This window comes from Amycolatopsis sp., assembly GCF_036008905.1.
In the GTDB taxonomy this organism is placed as follows: Bacteria; Actinomycetota; Actinomycetes; order Mycobacteriales; family Pseudonocardiaceae; genus Amycolatopsis.
This window is the reverse complement of record NZ_DASYMU010000156.1, coordinates 17,526-39,522: the sequence shown is the minus strand read 5'-3', so window position 1 is coordinate 39,522 and position 21,997 is coordinate 17,526. Positions and strand designations below refer to the sequence as shown.

Annotated in this window: 24 protein-coding genes; 12 read left to right on the top strand and 12 right to left on the bottom strand. The window is 65.6% G+C overall.

Annotation, left to right across the window (positions count from 1 at the left end; all coding sequences use genetic code 11):
• Positions 1–8: 8 nt before the first annotated feature.
• The 7 genes from VGP60_RS27420 to VGP60_RS27390 all read left to right on the top strand — a co-directional run bounded on the left by VGP60_RS27420 (position 9) and on the right by VGP60_RS27390 (position 7,075).
• A complete protein-coding gene (locus VGP60_RS27420) occupies positions 9–1,172 on the top strand; it encodes a CaiB/BaiF CoA-transferase family protein (protein WP_327550998.1) in 1,164 nt (387 codons plus the stop codon).
• The gene (locus VGP60_RS27415) at positions 1,169–1,927 is read left to right on the top strand and encodes an enoyl-CoA hydratase-related protein (RefSeq protein ID WP_327550997.1); all 759 of its coding nucleotides are present in this window, start codon (positions 1,169–1,171) and stop codon (positions 1,925–1,927) included. Before VGP60_RS27420 ends, VGP60_RS27415 begins: the two co-directional genes overlap by 4 nt.
• Before the next feature lie 133 nt (positions 1,928–2,060).
• Entirely contained in the window at positions 2,061–2,777 is a 717-nt protein-coding gene (locus VGP60_RS27410) for an SDR family oxidoreductase (protein WP_327550996.1), read from the top strand.
• A gap of 8 nt (positions 2,778–2,785) precedes the next feature.
• Positions 2,786–3,814 (top strand): phosphotransferase family protein, encoded by a 1,029-nt coding sequence (locus tag VGP60_RS27405; protein WP_327550995.1) that lies wholly within the window; start codon positions 2,786–2,788, stop codon positions 3,812–3,814.
• 7 nt (positions 3,815–3,821) lie between these two features.
• Complete coding sequence (locus tag VGP60_RS27400) at positions 3,822–5,102, top strand: acyl-CoA dehydrogenase family protein (protein ID WP_327550994.1); 1,281 nt, start codon at positions 3,822–3,824, stop codon at positions 5,100–5,102.
• Positions 5,099–6,103 (top strand): NADPH:quinone oxidoreductase family protein, encoded by a 1,005-nt coding sequence (locus tag VGP60_RS27395; protein ID WP_327550993.1) that lies wholly within the window; start codon positions 5,099–5,101, stop codon positions 6,101–6,103. Before VGP60_RS27400 ends, VGP60_RS27395 begins: the two co-directional genes overlap by 4 nt.
• Before the next feature lie 273 nt (positions 6,104–6,376).
• Entirely contained in the window at positions 6,377–7,075 is a 699-nt protein-coding gene (locus tag VGP60_RS27390) for a helix-turn-helix domain-containing protein (RefSeq protein ID WP_327550992.1), read from the top strand.
• Between the two features lie 90 nt (positions 7,076–7,165).
• Here VGP60_RS27390 and VGP60_RS27385 read toward each other — a convergent pair whose 3' ends face one another.
• From VGP60_RS27385 to VGP60_RS27370, 4 genes are all read right to left on the bottom strand, one after another.
• Positions 7,166–8,167: an NAD(P)-dependent alcohol dehydrogenase gene (locus tag VGP60_RS27385; protein ID WP_327550991.1), complete on the bottom strand. Its 1,002-nt coding sequence runs from the start codon at positions 8,165–8,167 to the stop codon at positions 7,166–7,168.
• 37 nt (positions 8,168–8,204) lie between these two features.
• Positions 8,205–8,930 (bottom strand): SDR family oxidoreductase, encoded by a 726-nt coding sequence (locus VGP60_RS27380; RefSeq protein ID WP_327550990.1) that lies wholly within the window; start codon positions 8,928–8,930, stop codon positions 8,205–8,207.
• Positions 8,930–10,105 (bottom strand): cytochrome P450, encoded by a 1,176-nt coding sequence (locus tag VGP60_RS27375; protein WP_327550989.1) that lies wholly within the window; start codon positions 10,103–10,105, stop codon positions 8,930–8,932. Before VGP60_RS27375 ends, VGP60_RS27380 begins: the two co-directional genes overlap by 1 nt.
• A gap of 147 nt (positions 10,106–10,252) precedes the next feature.
• On the bottom strand, positions 10,253–10,444 hold the full coding sequence (locus VGP60_RS27370) for a ferredoxin (protein WP_327550988.1): 192 nt from the start codon (positions 10,442–10,444) through the stop codon (positions 10,253–10,255).
• A gap of 344 nt (positions 10,445–10,788) precedes the next feature.
• Between VGP60_RS27370 and VGP60_RS27365 the strand changes: the two genes are divergently transcribed.
• Positions 10,789–12,057 carry a cytochrome P450 gene (locus VGP60_RS27365; protein WP_327550987.1) on the top strand — a complete coding sequence of 423 codons (1,269 nt, stop codon included), beginning with the start codon at positions 10,789–10,791 and terminating at the stop codon, positions 12,055–12,057.
• A gap of 132 nt (positions 12,058–12,189) precedes the next feature.
• Here VGP60_RS27365 and VGP60_RS27360 read toward each other — a convergent pair whose 3' ends face one another.
• Genes VGP60_RS27360 through VGP60_RS27340 form a run of 5 tightly spaced genes read right to left on the bottom strand, consistent with a single transcriptional unit; the run spans position 12,190 to position 15,364 of the window.
• Positions 12,190–13,380 carry a flavin reductase gene (locus VGP60_RS27360; protein ID WP_327550986.1) on the bottom strand — a complete coding sequence of 397 codons (1,191 nt, stop codon included), beginning with the start codon at positions 13,378–13,380 and terminating at the stop codon, positions 12,190–12,192.
• A complete protein-coding gene (locus VGP60_RS27355) occupies positions 13,377–13,691 on the bottom strand; it encodes a hypothetical protein (RefSeq protein WP_327550985.1) in 315 nt (104 codons plus the stop codon). The genes VGP60_RS27360 and VGP60_RS27355 overlap by 4 nt, the downstream gene beginning before the upstream one ends.
• 13 nt (positions 13,692–13,704) lie before the next feature.
• Positions 13,705–14,157 carry a MaoC family dehydratase gene (locus tag VGP60_RS27350; RefSeq protein ID WP_327550984.1) on the bottom strand — a complete coding sequence of 151 codons (453 nt, stop codon included), beginning with the start codon at positions 14,155–14,157 and terminating at the stop codon, positions 13,705–13,707.
• Complete coding sequence (locus tag VGP60_RS27345) at positions 14,154–14,276, bottom strand: hypothetical protein (RefSeq protein ID WP_327550983.1); 123 nt, start codon at positions 14,274–14,276, stop codon at positions 14,154–14,156. The genes VGP60_RS27350 and VGP60_RS27345 overlap by 4 nt, the downstream gene beginning before the upstream one ends.
• A gap of 50 nt (positions 14,277–14,326) precedes the next feature.
• Entirely contained in the window at positions 14,327–15,364 is a 1,038-nt protein-coding gene (locus tag VGP60_RS27340) for an LLM class flavin-dependent oxidoreductase (RefSeq protein WP_327550982.1), read from the bottom strand.
• A 454-nt stretch (positions 15,365–15,818) separates the two neighbouring features.
• Here VGP60_RS27340 and VGP60_RS27335 point away from each other — a divergent pair, with 454 nt between their 5' ends.
• The gene (locus VGP60_RS27335; RefSeq protein WP_327550981.1) at positions 15,819–17,006 is read left to right on the top strand and encodes an iron-containing alcohol dehydrogenase; all 1,188 of its coding nucleotides are present in this window, start codon (positions 15,819–15,821) and stop codon (positions 17,004–17,006) included.
• Positions 17,007–17,037: 31 nt separating this feature from the next.
• Positions 17,038–17,562 carry a nuclear transport factor 2 family protein gene (locus VGP60_RS27330; protein WP_327550980.1) on the top strand — a complete coding sequence of 175 codons (525 nt, stop codon included), beginning with the start codon at positions 17,038–17,040 and terminating at the stop codon, positions 17,560–17,562.
• 667 nt (positions 17,563–18,229) lie between these two features.
• On the opposite strand, the gene VGP60_RS27325 is transcribed toward VGP60_RS27330, so the two are convergent.
• The gene (locus VGP60_RS27325; protein WP_327550979.1) at positions 18,230–18,583 is read right to left on the bottom strand and encodes a hypothetical protein; all 354 of its coding nucleotides are present in this window, start codon (positions 18,581–18,583) and stop codon (positions 18,230–18,232) included.
• 106 nt (positions 18,584–18,689) lie between these two features.
• Between VGP60_RS27325 and VGP60_RS27320 the strand changes: the two genes are divergently transcribed.
• A complete protein-coding gene (locus tag VGP60_RS27320; RefSeq protein WP_327550978.1) occupies positions 18,690–19,256 on the top strand; it encodes a nuclear transport factor 2 family protein in 567 nt (188 codons plus the stop codon).
• A gap of 282 nt (positions 19,257–19,538) precedes the next feature.
• Here the strand turns inward: VGP60_RS27320 and VGP60_RS27315 are convergent, their stop codons facing one another.
• Both VGP60_RS27315 and VGP60_RS27310 read right to left on the bottom strand, forming a co-directional pair.
• Positions 19,539–19,700, bottom strand: a complete 162-nt coding sequence (locus tag VGP60_RS27315; protein ID WP_414640416.1) for a hypothetical protein — start codon at positions 19,698–19,700, stop codon at positions 19,539–19,541.
• A 123-nt stretch (positions 19,701–19,823) separates the two neighbouring features.
• A complete protein-coding gene (locus VGP60_RS27310; RefSeq protein ID WP_327550977.1) occupies positions 19,824–20,318 on the bottom strand; it encodes a helix-turn-helix domain-containing protein in 495 nt (164 codons plus the stop codon).
• Between the two features lie 1,049 nt (positions 20,319–21,367).
• Here VGP60_RS27310 and VGP60_RS27305 point away from each other — a divergent pair.
• Positions 21,368–21,934 carry a TIGR03086 family metal-binding protein gene (locus VGP60_RS27305; protein WP_327550976.1) on the top strand — a complete coding sequence of 189 codons (567 nt, stop codon included), beginning with the start codon at positions 21,368–21,370 and terminating at the stop codon, positions 21,932–21,934.
• Positions 21,935–21,997 lie beyond the last annotated feature (63 nt).

The window sequence follows — 21,997 nt, the reverse complement described above, 5'->3', positions numbered from 1 at the left end:
TTGTTGTGGTGACCGAGAATGACGCCAAGGACGGCCCGCTGTGCGGAGTTCGGGTGCTGGATCTGAGTGCGTTGGGCCCGGGCCCGTTCTGCTCGATGATGCTCGCTGACTTCGGCGCCGACGTGATCGCGGTCGAGCGCCCGGATGCTCCCGGGCTGGACCCCGCGGCCTTCTTCTCCAGGGGGAAGCGTTCGGTCGTGGTGGACCTGCGCGCGCCGCGCGGTGCGGAGGTGATCGCGCGCCTCGCCGATGGCGCAGACGTCCTGCTGGAGAGCAACCGGCCCGGTACAATGGAGCGCCGGGGGCTCGGCCCTGAGGACCTGTGTACCAGCAACCCGCGGCTGATCTATGCGCGGCTCACCGGTTGGGGGCAGGAGGGCCCGTACCGCACGCGGGCCGGGCACGACGTCAATTACATCGGGATCTCCGGTGCCCTCGGCGTTCTCGGCGGGGACGAGCTCGCGCCGCCGCTCGCGATGCTGGGAGACATCGCCGGTGGCTCGATGTTCGCCTTCGCCGGTATCGTCATGGCTTTGCTCGACCGGATCCGCACCGGACGGGGCCAGGTCGTCGACGCGTCCATAGTGGACGGATCCGCGCTGCTCAACTCGCCGCAACTCGGGGAGTACAACGCCGGGATCTGGCCGGGTCGCGGCCGCGGGCTGCTGTCCGGCGCGGCGCCGTTCTATGGGGTCTACCGGTGCGCGGACGGCGGCTTGTTCGCCGTTGGCGCCATCGAGCCACGGTTCTACGAACAGTTTTTGGCAGCGCTCGACCTGGCGGAGGAAGGGGGCCGCGTCGCGCAGGGCGACGCCGCGACGTGGCCGGCGCTGCGCCGACGCGTGGCCGGGCGATTCGCGGAGCGCGACCGCGACCATTGGACGGCGGTGTTCGCATCCATCGACGGTTGCGGCACTCCGGTCCTCGAGCTCGATGAGCTGGCCGAAGACCCCCACCTGCGAGCCAGGGGAACCATTGTCGAACACGAAGGTGGAATCGCCGCCGCACCCGCGCCGCGGTTGTCCGAGAGCCCGGGCCGGCTCCGCCCCAGTCCGGCGGGCCGGGGAGCCGACACGCGTGGCGTCCTGCGGGAGGCGGGATTCGCAGACGACGAGATCGCCGCGCTGGTCGCGGCGGGAACCGTACGAATTCCGGATGGTGAGACGACATGATCCATCAATCAGTCGACGAACGCGGCATTGCGGAGCTCGTTATCGAGAACCCGCCGGTGAACGCGTACAACTTGACCGATATCGCCGAGCTGGCTCGGATCCTGCGCTCCTATGTGGACGTATCAGCGGTCAAGGCTGTTGTGCTGCGCGGGGAGGGGCGCGGCTTCTGCGGGGGCGGCGACCTGAAGGAAGTCCAGAACCTGCCCGGTTTCGAGGGAATCCTGGGCCATGCCCGCGGATCCCTCGAGCTGACCCTGGCGATCGCCGAGTGCCCGGTGCCCGTGATCGGGGCTGTCCACGGTTACTGCATCGGGCTCGGTGTGCTGGTCGCCGGCGTGTGCGACGTGCTGCTTGCTGCCCCGGACGTGCCGTTCGTGCTCGCCGAGGCCGATAACGGTGCCACGACGGGAATAGTGCAGGCGATCGGGCTTCTCCCCGACAAGCGGCTGCGGGCCGCCATGTTCACCTGCGAGCCATTCACTTCGACGGAGATGCATCGCTACGGCAGTGTGCTGCGGCTCGTCGATCCCGAAACCCTGCCTGCGGCCGCCCGTGAGCTCGCGGCGACGATCGCCGCGAAGCGCACTTCCGTCATTCGAGGTCTGAAGGCGGCGATGGCCGGGAGTATCGGCCGTGACATCCGCTCGGCTTATCGACAGGAGCTCAGCTACACACTCGAGCTGAACATGACCGGTGAGGCACGGGACGCGCGAGGGGAATTCGTCGACGGTCGCCGCAGTGGCTACGCGACATAGGTGCGGTTGCCCGCCAAGGCAAACACTGTTAGATTAATGCCACGGTACGGGTCGGCGTATGTCCCTGACGCGCCACTCTTCTTGGAGGACATTGCCCATGGTGCGCGTTGATTTGTCGGGTCGAGTCGCGGTGGTGACCGGTGGTTCGCGAGGGCTGGGCCGGGAGATGTGCCGAGCCTTTGCCGCCGCCGGCGCGGACGTGGTGGTGGCAAGCCGGAAGCTCGAGCCTTGTGAGGAGTTCGCGGCCGAGCTACGCGACACCTACGGAACCAAGTCGATCGGGCTGGCGTGCCACGTCGGCGACTGGGCCTCGATCGACGACTTGGTGCGAAAAGTCTACGAGGTCTTTCCCCGCGTCGACATCCTGGTCAACAACGCCGGCATGTCGCCGGTGTACGACTCGGAGTCCGCGGTTACCGAGGCGCTTTTCGACAAGGTATTGGCGGTGAATCTGAAGGGCCCGTTTCGGCTCACCGCGTTGGTGGGGGAGCGGATGGTCGCCGACGGCGTATCGGGCTCGATCATCAACGTCAGTAGCATGGCGGCGGTCAACCCGTACGGCCCCACTGTGCCGTACGCCGCGGCGAAGGCGGGCCTCAACACGATGACCGTGGCGTACTCGCGCCGGCTGGGCCCGACCGTCCGTGTCAACGCGATCATGGCTGGGCCGTTCGCCACCGACATCTCCCGGCATTGGGACATGAGCGTGATCGAGGAACAGGTGGCCCGGCACTCGCTCGGCCGCGTCGGGCGCCCGGAGGAGATCGTGGGAACGGCGCTCTATCTTGCGAGCGACGCGTCGAGCTTCACAACAGGCGCGATCATTCCCGTCAATGGCGGCGAGGCCTAGTGGGCGCGGTGACAACCGGGGGCCTCGACACGACAGAGCTTGCCGGGCGACTTGCCCCGCACCTGCAGGCACTCCGGCCAGGTGCCGCGGTGCGCCGGCTCGAACGCCTGCCTGCCGGGCTGTCCGGGATTACCTGCGTTGCCGAGCTGGACAATGCCGCCGATCTGGACAGGATCATCGTCAAGGTTGCCGTCGCGGGGGTTCCGCCGACGAAGAACCGCGACGTGCTGCGGCAGGCCCGGATGATCGAACTCCTGCGTGCCTGGGGGCGGGTCCCGGTGCCGTCCGTGCTGTTCACCGACGCGGGGACACCTCCGCACGTGCCGCCCCTCTACGCTACCGAGTTCGTCACTGGCGAGAGCACCGAGCCGCTCGACGACGAGCAGGTGCCCGACCTCCCCGGCCACCCCGAGCTTCGACAGCGCTACCTGCATGCTGCCGCGGTCCTGGGCACGTTGCACACGATGCCGCTCGATCATTCGGTGACCACCGCGAGTGCCGGCCCTGCCGAGAGCCCGGGTGACGAGTTGGGCAAGTGGGCACGCGTGTTCGCCGCTGTGCCGGAGGACTTGCGCGGCGGCGCCGCGAGATGCGAGGAATTGCTTCGGCAGCGCATCCCGGATACCGGCCCGGTGGCGGTCCTGCACGGCGACTACCGGCTGGGTAACACGATCTGCCGGGGCGGCGCCGTCGCCGCGGTCATCGACTGGGAGATCTGGAGCCTTGGCGACGCACGATGTGATCTTGCCTGGCTGCTGCACCTGTCCGATTCGTCCTCGCCCACGGCTCGGCGGACCCTTGCCGGGGTGCCGACGCGTGCTGAGATGATCACGGCTTATACCTCCGCGCGAGGAGTGGAGGTCCACGGATTGGGCTGGTTCGACGCTCTCGTGCTCTACAAGCGCGCCGCGGCCACAGCGCTCATCGTCAAGCACAACCGCCGGTCACCGGCACCGGACGCCAGGAAGGAACGCGCCGCAGAGGTCATCGAACCCCTGCTGGATGCGGCCGCCCAGGCCCTCACCGAGAGCGAGTGATCACGCCGTGGCCTACGACTTCTCCACCGATCCCGACTTCGCGGATCAGCTCGACTGGGCGCGCAGGTTCGTCGTCGACGAGATCGAGCCCCTCGACCTGCTCTTGCCCGGCCGCCACTACGCCCCGCCCACCCCGGCGATCGCCAAGATCGTCGGGCCGTTGAAGGAGCAGGTCAGGGTGCACGGCCTGTGGGCCTATCACCTGCCTCCGGAGCTGGGTGGTTCCGGTGGGAGCGCAGTCCGGCTGGCACAGCTCAACGAGATCGTGGGTCGTTCGTGGTGGGGACCGGTGATCTTCGGAATCCAGGCGCCCGATACGGGCAACGCCGAGATCCTCGCCAAATACGGCACCGCGAGCCAGCGGGAGCGTTTTCTCGAACCGCTGCTGAACGGTGAGATCTTCTCCTGCTTCTCGATGACCGAGCCGCACGGCGGTGCTGATCCAGGTGTCTTCACCACCACGGCCACCCGTGATGGCGACGACTGGGTGATCCGGGGCACGAAGTTCTTCTCGTCCAACGCCCGGTGGGCCTCGTTCTTCATCGTCATGGCCGTGACCGATCCCGACCAGCCCGTTCACCGCGGCATGTCGATGTTCCTCATCGACGCGGACACCCCGGGTATCGAGATCGAGAAGAACTTCGGTCTCTTCAGCGAGCCCGTCGGAACCGGATCCCACGCGCTGGTCCACTATCGCGACGTCCGGGTGCCGGCGGCGAACCTGCTGGGCGACGAGGGCGGGGCGTTCGCAGTGGCCCAGGTGAGGCTGGGCGGTGGCAGGCTGCACCATGCCATGCGCACCGTGGGCTTGTGCCAGCGTGCGTTCGACATGACCTGCGAGCGAGCGCTGAGCCGTCACACCAAGGGCTCGCTGCTCGCGGACAAGCAGATCGTCCAGACCCATGTCGCCGAGTCCTGGCAGGCGCTGCATCAGTTCCGCCTGCAGGTGATGCACGCCGCCTGGACTGTCGATCACTCGGATGAGCGTGCCGCGCGTGAGGTCATCGCCGGTGTGAAGGTCGCCGCGCCGCGGGCTCTGCACGAGGTCGTGTCGCGGTGCATCCAGGTCCACGGGGCACTCGGTCTGTCGAATCAGTTGCCGCTTGGTGAGTGGGTTCAGCAGGTCTACGCGCTGTCCCTGGCTGACGGCCCGGTCGAGGTGCACCAGATGAACTTGGCCAAAAGCCTGCTCAAGGCGCACAAGCCCGCCGAAGGGCCGTGGCCGTCCGAGCTGATCGACACGCGGTTGGAGAAGGCACGACAACGCTACGGAGAGGTGTTGGCATGAGTACCCGGACGACTGGACCGGCGGAGAACGGCTCGATGCGTGCGATCCTGGCGGTCGAGGCCGGCGGTTCGGTTGAGCTTCGCACGGAGTCGATGCCGGTACCCGATGCCGGCGACGGTCTGCTGGTCGCGGTCGAGGTTGCGGGGGTCGCATATCCTGACGTGTTGCAGCTGTCGGGGCAGTACCAGGTCAACCGCAGTTTTCCGTTCGTGCCAGGCAGCGAGGCCGTCGGCACGGTGGTGTCCGCTCCGCCCGGACACGAGCATCTGCTCGGAACCAGGGTCATCGCGGTGACGCCGTCGGGTGCCTGGCAGGAGCGGGTCGCGGTGCCCGTGGACGCGGCCTTCGCCGTCCCTGGACAGCTGTCGGCCGCTCAGGCGTCGCTCATGCTCCTCAACCATGTCGCTGCCTACTTCGGACTCGTCACCCGCGGTGGCGCGAAGCCGGGGGAGACCCTGGTTGTGCACGGAGCCGCGGGTGGCATCGGTGGGGCCGCGGTACAAGTCGGTTCCGCGCTCGGGCTGCGGACGATCGCCGTCACCAGCACGCCGGCCAAGGCTGAGCACGCCCGCGCGCTCGGCGCCCATCACACCGTGGCCGCGGACAACTGGAAGCTGGCAGTCGAGGACATCGCAGGTCCTGCCGGCGTCGATCTCCTGTTCGATCCCGTGACCGGCGATCGCTTCGACGACGGGCTGCGGGTTCTTGCACCGGGGGGACGGCTGCTGGTGATCGGGTTCCTCGGCGGCGCCATCCCGCAGGTGAAGATCAACCGGTTGCTGTTGCGGAACATCTCCCTGGTCGGCGTCGCGGCAGGCGCGTGGATGCAGCGGCATCCACACCAGCTCGCCGAGCTGTGGTCCGGCCTGACCGCGCTCGTCGAGAAGGGAGCGATCAAGCCCCCGGAGCCGGACTCGGCATTTCCCCTCGAGCGGGCGGCAGACGCCGTGGCGAGCCTCAGTGAGCGTCGCGCGGTCGGCAAGGTGGTCTTGATGGTCTGAGGCCGCCGGGTGCCGGCAACCTGCGTGCCGAGTTCCGGCGCTTGTCATCAGCCTGAGCACGCCGTGTTTGGCGGCGGCGCAATAGGCGGCGTCAAGTGCGCCGCGGAGGCCGTCTGGGCCGTGTCCTGGACCATGAGTCGCTGCCCGCGTTTCCCCTCGGTGATCGCTATTCGGGCCCGGTCGGCGCGGCCAGTCGTGTCCAGCGTTATGAATGCCGTAGGTCCCGTCTGCAATGATTGATTACGCTCGACAATCGTTCAGGAGGCAACACCGATGGCCCGACCGAAGACTCCGTTGATTTCTCGCCGACGGGCGCTCGAAGCAGCTCTCGAGATCGTGGACGCGGAGGGGCTCGACGCACTCAGTATCCGGCGGCTCGGCGACGCGCTGAACGTCAACGGTGCCTCGCTCTACCATCATTTCAAGAACAAGGACGACATCCTCCAAGGAGTCACGCAACTGGCATTGGCCGGAGTCACGTCGCCGCATACCGAAAGCGACAACTGGCGGGTCTGGTTGCCGCTGAACGCCTACCGGACCCGGCAGGCGCTCGTGGCGCATCCCGAGCTGATACCCGTGATGCTCCGGCGCGCAAGCCTCGGGATCGGTGCGCACGAGGTCGAGGCGAGCTACGAGCGGTTGGAGCAGGAGGGCGTTGCGCTCGACGTGATCGCTCCGTTGATGGAACTGCTGGAGTTGCTGGCCACCGTGAGTGCCCTGCAAGAGACAGGGGAGCCCGACCGTGAATCTGGTGCGGTGGACGGCGACAGCGCCACGGAGCGGGCGCGACAGGCTCGGATTCTCAGCAGCCAGGATGTCTTCGAGGCCATTCTCGGTGCGGCGACCTCGGCGGTCGAGACCGCTGCCGAGGTCAAACGGCTGCGTCAGAACGCGGCCGGCGCCAAGGCTGTCCGCGGGACGCGCCAGACGCCCCCGGCGGCAGGCAACCGAAAGCGGAAAGCGAAGGCGTAACCGGCCAGTTCTGCCTGTATGACTGGCCGTCTCGCGATCGATCAGCTCCTGGACGTCGTTCGGTTTCTGACACATCGTCGCGTTGTGGAGTCAGCCCACGGCGATCACGACCTTCCCGAAGTGCTGTCCGCTGTGGATGCGCTCGTACGCGGCCCGTGCATCCGCGAACGCGAAGACGTTGTCGATTGCCGGCTGTATCGCCTGCTGAGTGATGAGGCGATTCATCGTCTCGAATTGGTCGCGGGATCCCATGCGGATCCCGCGGACAGTCACAGCGCGGAATTGGATGTTGTACGGGTCGATTCCGCCACGGTCGATCAGCCCGATGCAGTACACCGACCCGCCGATGGCGGTGGCCTTCACCGAGCGTTCGACGGACGAGCCTCCGACGGTCTCGACGACATGGTCCACGCCTCGCCCGCCGGTCAGGGCGAGGACCTCTCGCTCCCAATCGGGATGGCGAGTGTAGTTGATGGTGTCGTCCGCACCGAGAGTCTTGGCTCGATCCGCTTTCTCATCACGTGACGTAATGACGATGACCCGTGCTCCCGATGCCTTGGCGAATTGCAGAGCGAACAGCGCGACACCACCGGTCCCGAGCACGACAACACTCTGGTGCGGCCGGACGTCCCCCACGGCGTTCCACGCTGTCACCGCGGCGATCGGCAGCGTCGCGCCTTGTTCGAAGGAAAGCGACGGAGGAAGGGACACCAGGTTGTTCTGGTCGAAGGCACGGAACTCGGTCAGCACCCCGTCGACCCCGACACCGAGTGCCCGCCTCATGGCATCGGCCGGCAGTGGCCCGGTGAACCAGTCCTGCACGACGACGGGTGCGACGCGGTCGCCGACGGCAAACCGGGTGACGTCCGGACCGAGCTCCACGATCTCACCGGCGGCGTCGGACAAGGGAATTGTGGGACGTGACAGGGGGATGCCACCCTCTTCGACAGCCTTGACGAAGAGGAGGTCTTTGTAGTTGAGAGAGGCTGCGCGAATCCGGACGACAACTTCACGCGGTTTCGGTTGCGGCTCGGGCTCGTCGACGAGGTCGAGCCCAGCCAAACTCGGCTCGCTGAGGCGATACAGTTTCATGACTCAGCGGTTCTCCCATTCGATACAGGACACAGCACTAGCCGGCGCTTTCCCCGCCGTCGACCTTGAACTCCGCCGCCGTGGAGAACGAGGCACGGTCACTTGCCAAGTAGACGACCAGGTTGGCCACCTCCTCGGCTTCGCCGAACCGGCCGAACGCCGAGTTGTCCGCCATGGACTCGGGAACATCAGCGGTCATCGGTGTGCGAATGGTGCCGGGATGGACAGAGTTGACGCGGATGCCGAATGGAGCGAGTTCAAGAGCGGCCGACTTCGTGATGCCGCGAATTCCCCACTTCGACGCGCAGTACCCGTGAAATCCTGCCGCGCCTTGCAGTCCCGCGACGGAGGACATGTTCACGATCGATGACGGGGCGGATTCCTTTAATGCGCCGACACAGGCTGACATGCCGAGAAAGACTCCCGTCAGGTTGACGTCGATGATCCGTCTCCAGTCGTCCAGCGAATACTCGCCCAACGCACCGCCGGTAATGATTCCGGCGTTGTTCACCAGGACGTTGAGTTTCCCGAATGTGGTCAGGCCGGCATTGACGGCATCGGCCCAGTCCGCTGGGCTCGTGATGTCTAGGTGCACGTACGACGCGGCGGCGCCGAGATCGTCGGCGACCGCACGGCCCGCGTCGTCCGAGACATCCCCGATCATGACCTTGCCGCCCTCGGCCACGATTGCCCGTGCGCAAGCTAGTCCGATGCCGGATGCTCCTCCGGTGACGAGCGCGACCTTCGAGGCGAGTTCAGCCATTACGCTCCCTCGTCGGCCTGCACGCTGCCCGGGGTGAAGGTCGCCGGCACATGCACGAGACCGTTCACGAAGCCGACGCTGGGGTAGCCGGCGACACCGCTCTCGTCGATCTCGTAGTCCGGGATGCGACGGAGCACCACGTCGAGCATGCACTGAAACATCATGCGTGCCATGAACGCGCCAAGGCAGCGATGCTGGCCTACGCCGTAACCGATGTGCCGGTTCGGCGTCCGATCCAGTTTTACTTCCTCCGGATCGTCGAATATCGCCGGGTCACGATTGGCGGAGGCGTAGGCCAGCAGGAGCCGGTCACCCTGGCTCAGCTGCCAGCCGTCGATCTCCGCGTCGTGCTTGAGGGTGCGGCCCGCTCCTTGAATCGGGGTGAAGTACCGCACGAACTCCTCACATGCACGAGGCAGGTGTTGCCGGTTTTCGCGCAGCCATCGACGCTGCTCCGCGTTGCGGCCCAAGTACAAGAGAGCGTTCGCCGCAACTGAACCGGTGGTGTCGACTCCGCCGGACATGATCTGCCACGCAAGATCCTGGATGAGATCGTCCGACAACGGGCTGCCGTCGATCGTGCCATGTGCGAAGTAGCTGAGCAGGTCGTCTCGGGGTTGCTCACGGCGCAGCGCGATCTCTTCGTCCACCCGCTCCCGGAAGCGCAGGATCCCAGCGGCAGCCTCGGCAAGGCGCGGATCGTCTCTGGGCAAGGACACGAACAGATGAATCGGATCGGAGAACGCCTTCCACTCGTCGATCGGAAAGCCGAGAATCTCGACCGTCACTATGGCGGGTAACGGATTGGTCAGGTCCTCCACGAAATCCAGCCGGCCGGTCTCGATGACGTCATCGATGAGCATGTTCGTCAGCTGCTCGGTCCGGGCTTTCAGGTTGTTCGCGGCCTTGGGCGAGAACCGGCGAGTCATGAAGCCGCGGACGCTGTCCCATTCGGGCGAGTCCAGCTCGTTCAGGATGCTGCGAGCACCCTGCAACGTCGGAATCGTGACGCCGCCGGTTTCCGTGCCGGTGTCGGGGTCGGCTGATTTGACCGAGCTGATGACGTCGGTGCGCTGCGAGATGTTCTGGATGTCGCTGTATTTTGTCGCGACCCAGAACCCGTCGTACTGGTCCACCCACGGGCGTGGGCAGGTCTCACGCAGCTCGCCGTACACCTCCGGCCAGTGGCGCGAGTGGTGCTCGCCGTGGTGGTCGAACGCCATTGGGCACTGCTTGGCCGACTTGCTGGTGGTCTCACTCATTGGCTACTCCCTGCGTTGGGTGCACGACCGGTGGCTGACGTAGTCCCGTCCCCGGACGGTTCAGAAGACTTCGATCGCTTCCTCGGGACAGCTGTCCCTGGCGATCAGCACGCGCGATTCGACCTCGGGGGCCACGAACTCGCTGACCACAAAAGCATGACCCGTGTCCTCATTGGTCTGGAAGACCTCCGGACACGTCAGCGCACACATCGCGTGTCCTTGGCAGGAATCTTCCTTGATCCGTACCCGCATGATCACCTTCTTGCCACGTTTCCGGTGTGAGCCGGTTCTTGCGCCGCAACCTTTACGTCGCATGCTCAAGGCGTGAGTAAGCGTCGGCGGCCGAGAGATCCCAGCGTGACGCCCGTCACCCGGCGAAGAAACTATCAACGTTGTGTTTAGCCGTCAAGTCAGTCCGTCGCCGACTGTGCCGGAATGGCCGGATGTTGGTCAATCGCTAGAGCCTTGCGCTGCCTGGGTGACCTGGAACTTCGGCGAAGTCGCCCTGGTTGCGAGCATGAACCTGTCAGTGTTAGGTTACTTCGACTGCTTGCGACTGGGCACCGTTGCCCAAGAGCTGAGAGGACGGGCTCCAGATGAAGCCTCATGCGGATCAAGCTGACTACAATCCTTTCGAGACCAGAGACTTTCGCTTCTCGGAATTCGAAGAGCTTCGGGCTGGTTGTCCGGTCGCAAGGTCGGCGACCGGCGGCTGGGTGGTCAGCCACCACGACGACATTCGCACCGTGGCAATGGACACTGACCATTTTCTGAACGAGAACGGCGGCCGCCTGGACGGGGTCGTGGTGGCCGAGGAGGACCGGTTCACCTTTGAACTCGACCCCCCGCGCCACAGCTGGATCCGCAACGCGATCAAACAGGCGATCACGCCGGCGTCCATGCGCACGGCCGCGCCCTTCATCGTTGAGACCACCGAGCGGTTGATCGACGACTTCGTGGCGCGCGCCGGCGGTGACATTGTGGCCGGCGTGACCAAAGTGCTTCCCGGGCATGTAATGGCACATTTCCTGCACCTGCCCACCGCTGACGTGCCGCGAATCATCGCGTGGATCGACGACATGATCGACAGTGGCTTCTTCGTCTCGAACCGCACTGAACACGGCGAGGGCATGCGGGACGGCCTGCCGGAGTTGACCGGATACATCCGGCGCTGCCTTTCCGATCGCATCAGCCAGGATCCGGCCGACGACGACGTCATCGCCAACTTGATGGCCGCGGATATCGACGGGAGGAAGCTCACCGAGGGGGAGCTGACCTCGACGTTGATCAGTATGATCGCCGGCGCTTCAGATACCTCCGCTGACCTTTTGAGCTTCTTGACTTTCCGACTGGCGGAGGACCGCGCACGGTTCGAGCGGCTGCGCTCGGACCGCTCACTGGTCCAGGCGTTCGTCCGGGAAGTATTGCGGATCGACAGCCCGGCGCTGCTTACGGCGCGCACGGTCGCGGTCGACACCGAGGTTGCCGGCCAGCAGGTCAAGGCCGGCGAGAAGGTGCTGCTGCTCTGGGGTTCCGGAAATCGAGATCCGGAAGTCTTCCCGGAGCCTGATCAAGTCAAGCTCGACCGGCATGAGGCTCCCCGGTCTCTGGCCTTCGGCCACGGACGTCACTTGTGCGTAGGTGCGGCGCTGGCTCGCCTGGAAGGATCGATCTTTGTCAACACGATCCTCGACAAGGTCGAACATCTGGAGTTCGATGGGCCACCCCCGCTACGGACTTTGGTGGGAATCACTGCTTCCTATCCCGAAATCAAGTTGAATGTCAGCGCCCGGCGTGCCGGCGCTGATCAGGTCGCTGGTTCGTCCCAGTCCAAGGACCTCAGCGATGAGGAGTTGCTCTCCTGACGTCGTCGGGCCGGGTGTCGGCGGGCCGTGGCTCGCGGGCACCCGGCCCGAGTGCCATTACGCCGCTGCGGTCGGTCGCCACGGAGAAACACGGCGAACGCGCCTGCGGCGAGAAGGTGCCGATCCGCAGAATTACCGGACCTGCGCTCTGATCGTCCGGCTCACGTCGTCTGCCGCAGCGCGTAATCGGGTTATGTAGGCGGTGACCGACTCTCCGGTGAGGCCGGTCAGGAGGCCCCAGAGCGCCAGGTGCAGGACGGGCGTGCCGTCGCTGCCTGTCACGGGTGCGGCGATCGAGCGAACGTCGTAGGTCTTTCGGTCGTCGATGTCCGCGGGGTCGAACAGGTCGTCTGCGGCTACAGCGAGCCGCTGGATTTCGTGGAGGTCCTCGGATGTGCGGTGACCGTTGCTGTAGCGACCGAGGGCTCGTTCGAACGCGGTGTGTTGCGTGCCTGTGAGGCTGAGGGACCAACCGCGTCGACGTACGCGGTCGAGCCGGGCGCGTTGTGCGTCGCGCAGTTGCTCGTCTGGGGAATCTGCGCGGCTCAGCCAGAGGTTGAACGCCGCCGAGTCCGCATTCGCCAGGAACAACGGGCCGAGCGGCGGGAGGAACGGCGATCGCTGGCCTACCCGAGTGGGCCGGGTTCCGTTGGCTGACCTTCCGGAGCTCGCGACGACGACAAGTTGGTCGCCCACAGGGGCCACGGCCGTGCACTCGATCTCGAGTTCGTCGGACAGCCGTTCCATCGCGGTGCGCGCGAGGTCGGCGTGACGGAGGTGGCTAACGACGTCGGCCTCGGGGATCGCCACGAGTGAATGTGGCGAGAACCGTCCATACCCGCCCTGGAAGAACACCAGGGGTAGCGCGTCCCCGGGGGCGTCGAGCTCGCGGACCCGGCCCATGACGAGGAAGTGGTCCCCTGCGTCGGTGATGCTCTCGATGTCGCAGTCGATCCACGCTGCCGCACCGTTCAGCCGGGGCGCCCCTGACGGTGCCGGGCTCCAGCTGATCCCGGCGAACTTGTCTCCGCCTCGTGTCGCGAATGCCCGGCACGCATCTTCCTGGTCGGCGGCGAGGACGTTGACGCAGAACGAGGACGCCGTGCGGATGCGGGGAAAACTGCTCGAGCGGCGGTCGGGCAGGAACGCGATGAGGGGTGGATCGAGTGACACGGAGGTGAACGTGCCGACCGCCATGCCCGCCGGCTGCCCGTCCTCGTCGATCGCGGTGACCACCGAGACGCCGGTGGGGTAGTTGCCGAGGACCCGTCGGAAACGACTGGAGTCGATCACGGACGTCTGGGCGCTGTCTGGGGTGTTCACGAAGTACTCCGTTCGATATGCGCGGCCACGCTTCGGCCGGTGGCGTCCAGCCACCCCTTCGTCCTGGCGTATCCGAGCATCGCGTCGAACGAGGTGTCCCAGCCGGGCACTGACGCTGCTGCCCGCGCGGCTCTGCGCAGCGCCCCGACGTCGAGCCAGACCTGTCCGGGCTCGCCCGCCCGGCCCATTCCGTGAGTGGCCAGAGCCTCGCCGACGGCTTCGTCGGCGAGGTCAGGCGCTTCGACGTGCAATCGTGTGCAGTCGTTCGCATCCTTTACCCGCGTGAGTTCCCGGGTTATCCGGACGATCATGGAACCTTCCTCATCAGCGCAGATAGCGGACGCAGACGTCGGCCACGCAGACCGGCTTGGCGATGCCCTCGCCCTCGGCGGTGACGCGCGCCCAGACCTGCAGGCCATCGGGGATCTCCTCGACGCGGGTGATAGTGGCCTGGGCGCGGATGCGGCGACCCGCGGGTAGGGGGGCGGGGAAACGTGTTCGGTCCACGCCGTAGTTGATGACGCTGGTGGCTCCCCGGACCTGCAGCAGGTCGCCGAGGCGGGTGGCGGCCGCCGCCAGTGTCAGGTAGCCGTGGGCGATGGTTCCGCCGTAGGGTGTCTCCTTTGCCCGCACCGGGTCGACGTGAATCCATTGATGATCGTCGATCGCGTCGGCGAAGATGTCGATGCGCGGCTGGTCGACGCGTATCCATTCGCTCTTGCCGAGATCGCGGCCGGCCGCGGTGCGGAGCTCGTCGAATTCGATGGCGGCGCTCATCGAAGTTCCGGGATGGTGGCGTTGGCCTGCCCGCCGCTTTCGCGGCGCGACATCGGGTGAACTCCCGGCAGTGCACCGTTCGGCTTGCCGACCGCTTCGACGATGACCGCCTCACGCATCGTTTGTCCTTCTTTTCGGATGAGGTTGGGCTCTCACGGATCGGGTCGGCTCAGTCGAGCTGGGGGACGAGGCGGTCGCCGATGAGCTCGACCATGTCGCGATACTCGCCGGCGGGCTGGCCCCCCATGTCGAGGTAGATCAGGTTGGTGTCTGCCCCGAGCGTCGCCGAGACGGTGTTGAGCCGGTCGGCGACCTCGTCGGGACTGCCGACGATCGCGGGGCCGCGAGTAGTGAGGAACTCGAAGTCGAACGGCTTGGTGACGAACGGCGGCGGGTTCGGGTTGACTCGGGTGATGATGCTGTTCATCAGCTCGAAGTAGTTGCGGTAACGCGGTTCCCACCGTTCGCGGGCGGCCTGGGACGTCTCGGCTACGTTCACGTGCCAGCAGGCACCGATGCGCGGTTCGCGGGCATGACCGTATGAGGCGTACTTCTCGCGGAAGGCCTCCACGACCGGCTTGAACATCGCTGGGTTGCCGAATGCGCTGGGGAGCATGAGATCGAGCCCGAGCCGGGCGGCGAGCTCTGAGGTGGACTCCGAGGCCCCGCCGCCGATCCACAGTGGAACCTCGCTGACGGGCTTGGGCTCCAGCGTGAACTTCTCGAACGGGGCACGGTGTTTGGAGCCCGGCCAGCTGACCTCCTTGCCGCTCCACAGCTGAACCAGTAATTCGATGGAGTCGCGGAACATGTCGTGTGAGTCGTCGAGTTGCTGTCCGAAGAGGGTGTAGGTGTTGACGAAGAAGTTCCCGCGGCCGACGACGACCTCGCAGCGGCCACCGGAGAGTGCGTCGACCGTGGCGTAGTCCTCGGCGAGGCGAACGGGATCGAGGTTGGCAGCGAGTGCGACCGCGGTGGACAGGCGGAGGTTGGTCGTGCGTTCCCCGATGGCCGCGAGGACCACAGGCGGAGCCGATGTCGTGTATTCGAGGCCATGGTGCTCGCCGATGTGCATGCCGTGGAATCCGGCTTGGTCGGCGATCGCGGCGGCCTCGACGATCGCGCGGTGACGCTCGGCCGCCGTTTCGCTGACGCCGGTGATGGGGTCAGGCACCTGGTCCCCAAGGGTCATGAGGCTGAGCTTCATGGAGCTTCTCCCGTCAGTTTGGAGTGATCGTACCCAGTATACCAAACGTTGTTTGTTTTAGGAGCTTGGTATGCGCTGGCGTACCGCGAAGCTCGTTCACCAGTGCGCGGCCGGTGTTGCGCGGTACCTTCGAGGACCTGTCACGGTTCGCGAAATCACCACGATGCCGCGAACCGAAGCTAACGATGTCTGGTTCTGAGTGCAAGGTCGGCGGCTCGCCGACCGTTGACGCTCGCGTCCGAACGCTGATAGATTATCCTTCCGGTCGGACATTGCCAGGTGAATCCGCGTCGCCACTCGGATCCGTGAATGAGGACCACGGTGGGCCAGGCGCGAGTTCGTGATGGGGGTGATCCCCGCGATGAGACAGAGGCAGTAACACCCATCCTCAACGGACAGCTGAGTCCGGTGCTATGGAACAGCTTTTATCCCTAGATGCAATGGAGCTTCTGGAATGACAGCCACCATCGACACCGGAGTCCGGACCTTCGAGTTTTCTGCCCTCGACCGCGTGGTGCACGGGGTTGGGGCCCTTGCCCAACTGCCGAGGCTGGTCGATGTGATCAGCTCGCGGGGAGTGGTCGTCGCGACGACGAACTCAGTGCTGGCGACCGATCTCGTCGATCAGGTGCGGAAGTCCCTCGGTGACAGGCCGGTCACCGTGGCCGGGCCGATTCGAGCGCACACGCCGGTCGGCGATGTGGAAGCACTCGAAGCCACGATTCGGGAAACCGGCGCCGATTGTGTGGTCGCCATCGGCGGGTCGAGCGTGTCTGACGGGGTGAAGATTGCCGCCCTGCGGGCCGGGGGCGGCACCGCACGGGCCGTCGTTGTCGACGGCGTACCCATTCTTTCGGAATCGGGCCTGACCGAAACGAGCATCCCGTTCATCATGATTCCGACGACTCTCTCGGTGGGAGAGTTCAACAGTGGTGGGGGGATGGTTGCGGACGGATCGACGTCGAAGACGATCGTCCTGGACGAACGCGCGATCCCCTGGGCCGTTGTCTTCGATCCGGCGGTCACCCTCGCCACTCCGCGCGATCTCTGGCTCTCCAGCGGAGTCAAGGCCGTTGACCACGCCATCGAGACCCTGTGGAGCGCTACCCCGCATCCCTATGGAGACGCTCTGGCAGCCGCATCACTGCCGCGTCTGATGTCCTCGTTGAAACGGACCGCGCTCCATCCCGAGGACCTCGAGGCTCGTCTCGAGTCGCAGATCGCCGCGTGGATGTCAATTGCGACCATGCGTAACACCGGTGTCCGGCTCAGTCACATCCTGGAGCACAGCATCGGATCCTACTGGGGGCTCGGTCACGGGATCACGTCATGCGTGGCGCTGCCGACTGTGATCGAGCACCTCGCGGGCGTGGTACCGGAACAGGTCTCGGCGGTTGCCCGCGCTCTCGGGGTCGACGACTCCGCGCACGACAGGGCCGAGGACACTGCCCGGGCGGGCGCCGCCGCGCTGCGGGCGTGGATCGCGGAACTCGGACTGCCCGGACGGCTGCGTGAAGTCGTCGACGACATGTCAGGGTTCGACGTGGTGGCCGAGCAGACCGTGGTGGAACTCGAGTTCTTCGGGCAGGAGCACGGCGGGGGCCGGGATGCGATCCGCCGGTTGCTGGAGCGGATGTGGTAACCGGGGGTCCAGTGCGGGAGGAGGGTGACCGATGGACGCACTCGATCGTCTGATCGCGATAGAGGAGATCCGACGGCTGAAGGCGGCGTACTTCCGGCTGGCGGACAAGATCGATCCCTTCGGCAGGCCCTATCCGGCGGGTTCGGACGAGGCGATCGATCTGTTCGTTCAGTTGTTCACAGACGAGGCTGTGATGGACATCCGGGGTGCAATTCCCGGTGCCACGGCCAGTGACCTGTTCCTCGCCACGGGTCGGAATGCGATCAGGGCGCTCTTGACCACCGGCAATGCCACGCCGGTCCGATCATGCCATCACGGCTACACCCATGAGATCGACATTCTGTCGCCGACTGCGGCCTCCGGGCTGTGGGCCATGGAGAGCAGGGACCAGTTCGACGACAGCAGGCCGATCACCAAAACGCACTCCTTCGGTCACTACGCCGAGACTTATCAATATGTCGCCGGCTCGTGGAAGATCAACTCGCTGACCGTTACCAAGTACTGGTCCGAAGCGACGGCCAATCCGGGCGGATCCTGGGACGAGGGCAACGCATAGCCGGGTGCACAGGCCATGCCACTTTGCAGTCCAGTCATGATTCCTTGGCTTGCCGCGGGTTCTCGAACCGGGCATCGCCGATTCGAGGACCCGCGACTCGTTGCCATCGTGGATGACCGTCCGGTGGACGACCGCCCAGCGTTGTGACCGTCTGTCGAGATGTCACACTACCGGCCCCAAAACGTCTCCTCGGGAAACGCGTCCGCGCCGGGTCTGATGTGGACAGCCTGGAAGGCCTCGGGCCCGGTCTCCGTCCAGTTATTGATGGGAAGGCTAAATGCGGCGTCGCTGAGGAGCGAGCCCTAGTGCCTTGGCGAGAAGAGTGCCCTCAACGGCGACGGGCTTGTCCGCAGGTTCCGCTGTCGTGCAGGTTCCCCGCACAAGCCGAAGGCTACAAAAGCGAACGTTGGATGATTAGCTGCATCGTAAGCGGCGGGCAGGCCCAGGTGAATCGTCGTACGCGGCATGACTTGCTGGTAGGCCTCGTTCTGCCGTCGTCCGGTCGCACACTGTCCACTGTGGGCGTGACTGTTTACGCCCAGGCCAAACGGTGATAGTTTTAGCTCTTCAGAGGCACGAACGTCCGCACGAAGACAGTAGTGATGTCGGTAGCACGCGCACCGTCACGGGGCGGCATGGCGCCCGGTTTCCTGTTGTGCAATGCCATTTACGGACGAAATGGAGCGAATTTGTCTCGCGACGGCACGATACCGGTCTCGCATCGGGATCTTCTCGACCAGCAGACCGGTGTCTTGGCGACGATCGACCGGGTCAGCGGGCTACCGCAGCTCACGGCGACGGCCTTCTTCAGCGACCCGGAGGACGGTGCCTTGAAGATCTCGATCAATGACAGTCGCCACAAGATGGAAACCTCCGGGCGAATCCCGCGGCGACGTTGTTCATCATGGACCCGGTGAACCGGTTGCGAACGCTCGAGATCCGGGCTCACACCGAGATCCGGGCGGATCACGAATTCGCGTTTGCGGCCCGAGCGGGGAAGAAGCACGGGATGGACTTTCACGACCTCGACGGGACGGGGGAGACCCGAAGTGTCGTGACACTCTTCCCGGTCCGCGTTGTCGCCACCGACCTGGGTAGTTGAGGACCGCCCACTGAAGGGACTGACCGTGGTGAAGGAATCGTACTCGCTCGAGCGTCTGGCAGACCGCGCGGAAATCGAGGATGTGATGCATCGGTGGTGCCGCGCCGTCGACCGGCTCGACTTCGACCTCATGCGCACAGTCTTCCATCCGGACGCGGTGGATTCACACGGCCCGTCGGTCTTCGAAGGCGGAGTCGAGGAGCTCATCAGCTGGATCAGCGGCAGGCACAGCTCGATTCCGTTCTGCCTCCATTCGCTCAGCAATATGCTCATTGAGTTCGCCGGACCCGACACCGCGGTTGTCGAGACGAATGTCATGTCTGTTCAGCGGCTCTCGGAGGAGGGGGATCCGGCGATTCGGGTCCACGAGGGCGTTCCAGGGGGCCACGGGATGCAGATGCTCGCCTTCGCCCGGTACGCGGACCGGTTCGAACGGCGCGGCGGGGAGTGGCGGATCCAGCATCGAGTCATGATCTTGGATTCACAGTTGCTGATCGAAGGCGGCGAGGGCGAGCTGGCTTCCGGGATCACCATCGGTCGCCGGGATCGCACCGACTACTCTTACGTGCTTCGGAGCGCGGTCGGGCTTTGACCGGTGCCGGTCCGACGGTGTCAGGGCTCTTCACTTTCCCGACATGGACTTTAGGTGATCCATTGTCCAGAAGCCACCGCCACGCGCTGACCGTCGCCGCTCTGGCCGTGGTGATGGGGATCCGTCGGTGGGTGAGGCAGGAAAAGTCAATGTCGGCACCCACCAGCCCTCGTGGCTGGCCCGGCTTGCGGGGTGCGGTGGCTGGTGTCGCACCCCCGCCTCGCCGGACGCCAGTCGGTTGGTCCTGCTGGTTTGAGCCGGCAAACGTCCACTTGGTGGAAGTCAGCGTAGGTGTTCGGCACCGCGAGCGGCGGTGAAAGTCGGGCGATGGGCGGCGAATTGGTCCGCGGTGGTGCCCATCAGCACTGGATACTTGATTTCTCCGCGCAGCAACTCGGTATCGCGCGGTCGGCTCTCTTCGTGGAAGCCCAGCTTCTCCAGCACGCGCCCAGTCCAATAAGGCCGCCGATGGACCGGATGGTCGAGGACCACGTCCTGGCCTGGACCGGGCTGACACGGCGCACCCACCAGCGCAGGACACTGGCCAGCGGTCGCTGAGCCGGACGGTCAGCGACCGCAGTCGCTTGCCGAGCCGTCAACTGGTGAGGGAACTCCGGGCAGGCTGAAGAGGAACCCCCGTACGTCGGCGGGCAGCGTGTCGAGCAGGTGCCGGCGTGCCGCCTGCGCATGAGCCTTGTCGGCCGCGGCCATGACGCCGCGACCGCCGTTCGCGATTTCGACGTTCACTTGACGCCCGTGCCCGGAACCGGCGCGTGCCACCAGACCTCTGGCTTCCATCCGTCGCAGCTGGTGCGACAGCCGCGACGGTGACCAGGACAGGCTCTGCTCCAGCGACTGGCGCGGTAGCGCACCATCGGCCTCGAGGAGGCGCTTGAGTACCTCGTAGTCGGGCTGCGACAGGCCCACCTCGACGGTCAGCGCCTGTGCGACCGCTGCCGTCACGCCTTCGCTCCACTGAAGAAAATTACGCCATAGCAGCAACTCATCGCCCGCCAATGCAGCAGCCGCAACGCTTTCGGTCCTCGAATCCTTGGAAGCCACGACCGATATCATCGACCATTTGATTTGACACGTCAAATAAGGGTAGTGGTCCAAATGGCGAACCGGGTCGCGATCACCCGGCCTGGGCCGCCCGTCCCCAGAGAGGGCGGGCAACACCTGCGGAGTTGCTCCCGGCGTTGCCCGCGCGCGCAGCGACCTCCGCTCCCGTGTCGCCCAGGAGCGGCCCACAACTGTGGAGCGCACGTAAACGACCGATGGCCCGGTCATGAGCGTGCCTGCGCTCGCTCCCGTGACTTGACATGTCAATACGGGAGGTGCCTACAATGCGCGGCATGTCAATGTCGACACAGGAAGCTTGGGCTGATGCCCAAGAAAGCATCCGACCAGGCGGCAGAACCTCCACTCTCGACTGCGGAGCAGGTGCGATGGCGAGGTTGCCGTGCGTGGTCGGAAACCGTTGCGGCACTGGTGGTACGCGAGCTCACGGCAGGCGCGGGACTGTCGCAATCGAAACGAGACCTCGAGATCCTGGTGCTCTTGCTCGAAGTCCACCGGTCAAGCTCACGCAGCGAGACCTAGTGCCCGTGCGCTGAAACAGGCGCTGGCAGGTTTCGCGATGTACAGCTCACCGAGACCTGTGCTCGCGAAATACGTAAGCCGTGCGGATACATATTGCCGCCGTGCGTACTCATTTTCTGCGCACACCCGACACCGACCAAGCACGAGCCCTTCGAACCGTGCTGTGGCCGCGAGCCGACACTGTGACGACGTGTCAGTGCACTGATGCGGCGCCGAATGCGCCCCCCGCATGCCAACCCAGCCTCGCTCTGCCCGATATTCGGCATGGGGCTGTTCGGCGGCTTGCTCGGCGCGACGCGTTCGGATTCACCAGCGACCGGATCGGCCGGAACCCAGCGTTCTGGTGGCGATGAAACTGTTCGCTGTCGTTTCGATGCTCGCCCCTACTCGAGTCCGTAGCCGCGCTGGTGGTCGTTCACCTACGCGGTCGATCGGACCGCACCCCTCCGGGCAACCGATCGGTAAGGCCGTCGCGACAGTCCTCACCGCTGAGAAATTGGAGTCGATGAATGGATACCTTGCAGGCGTTCGATCGGGCTGGCGCGATTACGGACGGCATAGTCGGACCGATTACCGACGAACAGCTCTCATTGCCGACGCCGTGTTCGGATTGGAACGTCCGCGACGTGCTCAACCACCTTGTGCTCGGCGACCTGATCGTCACGGCATTCTTCCTGGGTGAGCCACAACCCGACAGGAGCGCCGATCATGTCGGTGCCGAACCGATCAAGGCACTGGCCAAGTCGCTGGCCGCTACTCGCGCCGAGCTGACCTCACCGGGTGCGCTCGAACGCGTCGTCGAGGGCACCTTCATGGGTACCGCGACCGTGGCGGACCTGGCGGAACGGCGCATCGCCGACCTCGTCGCACATCTATGGGACCTGGCCAGGGCTACCGGCCGATCCACCGACTACGACGCAGAACTAGTGGAGCGGGTGCAGGCGCACTATCGCGCCAGGCTCGACGGAAAGCCACGCGAGGGCATGCCGATCGCCGCCATCAGCCCGGTTCCCGAGGACGCCACGCCGGCGGACCGGCTGGCGGGTTTTCTCGGCCGAACAGTAATTGTCTCGTAACGGGGGAATCCGGCCGGTTCGGCGTTCACCGCCGGGCCGCATCTCAGATCAGGAGCAGCCATG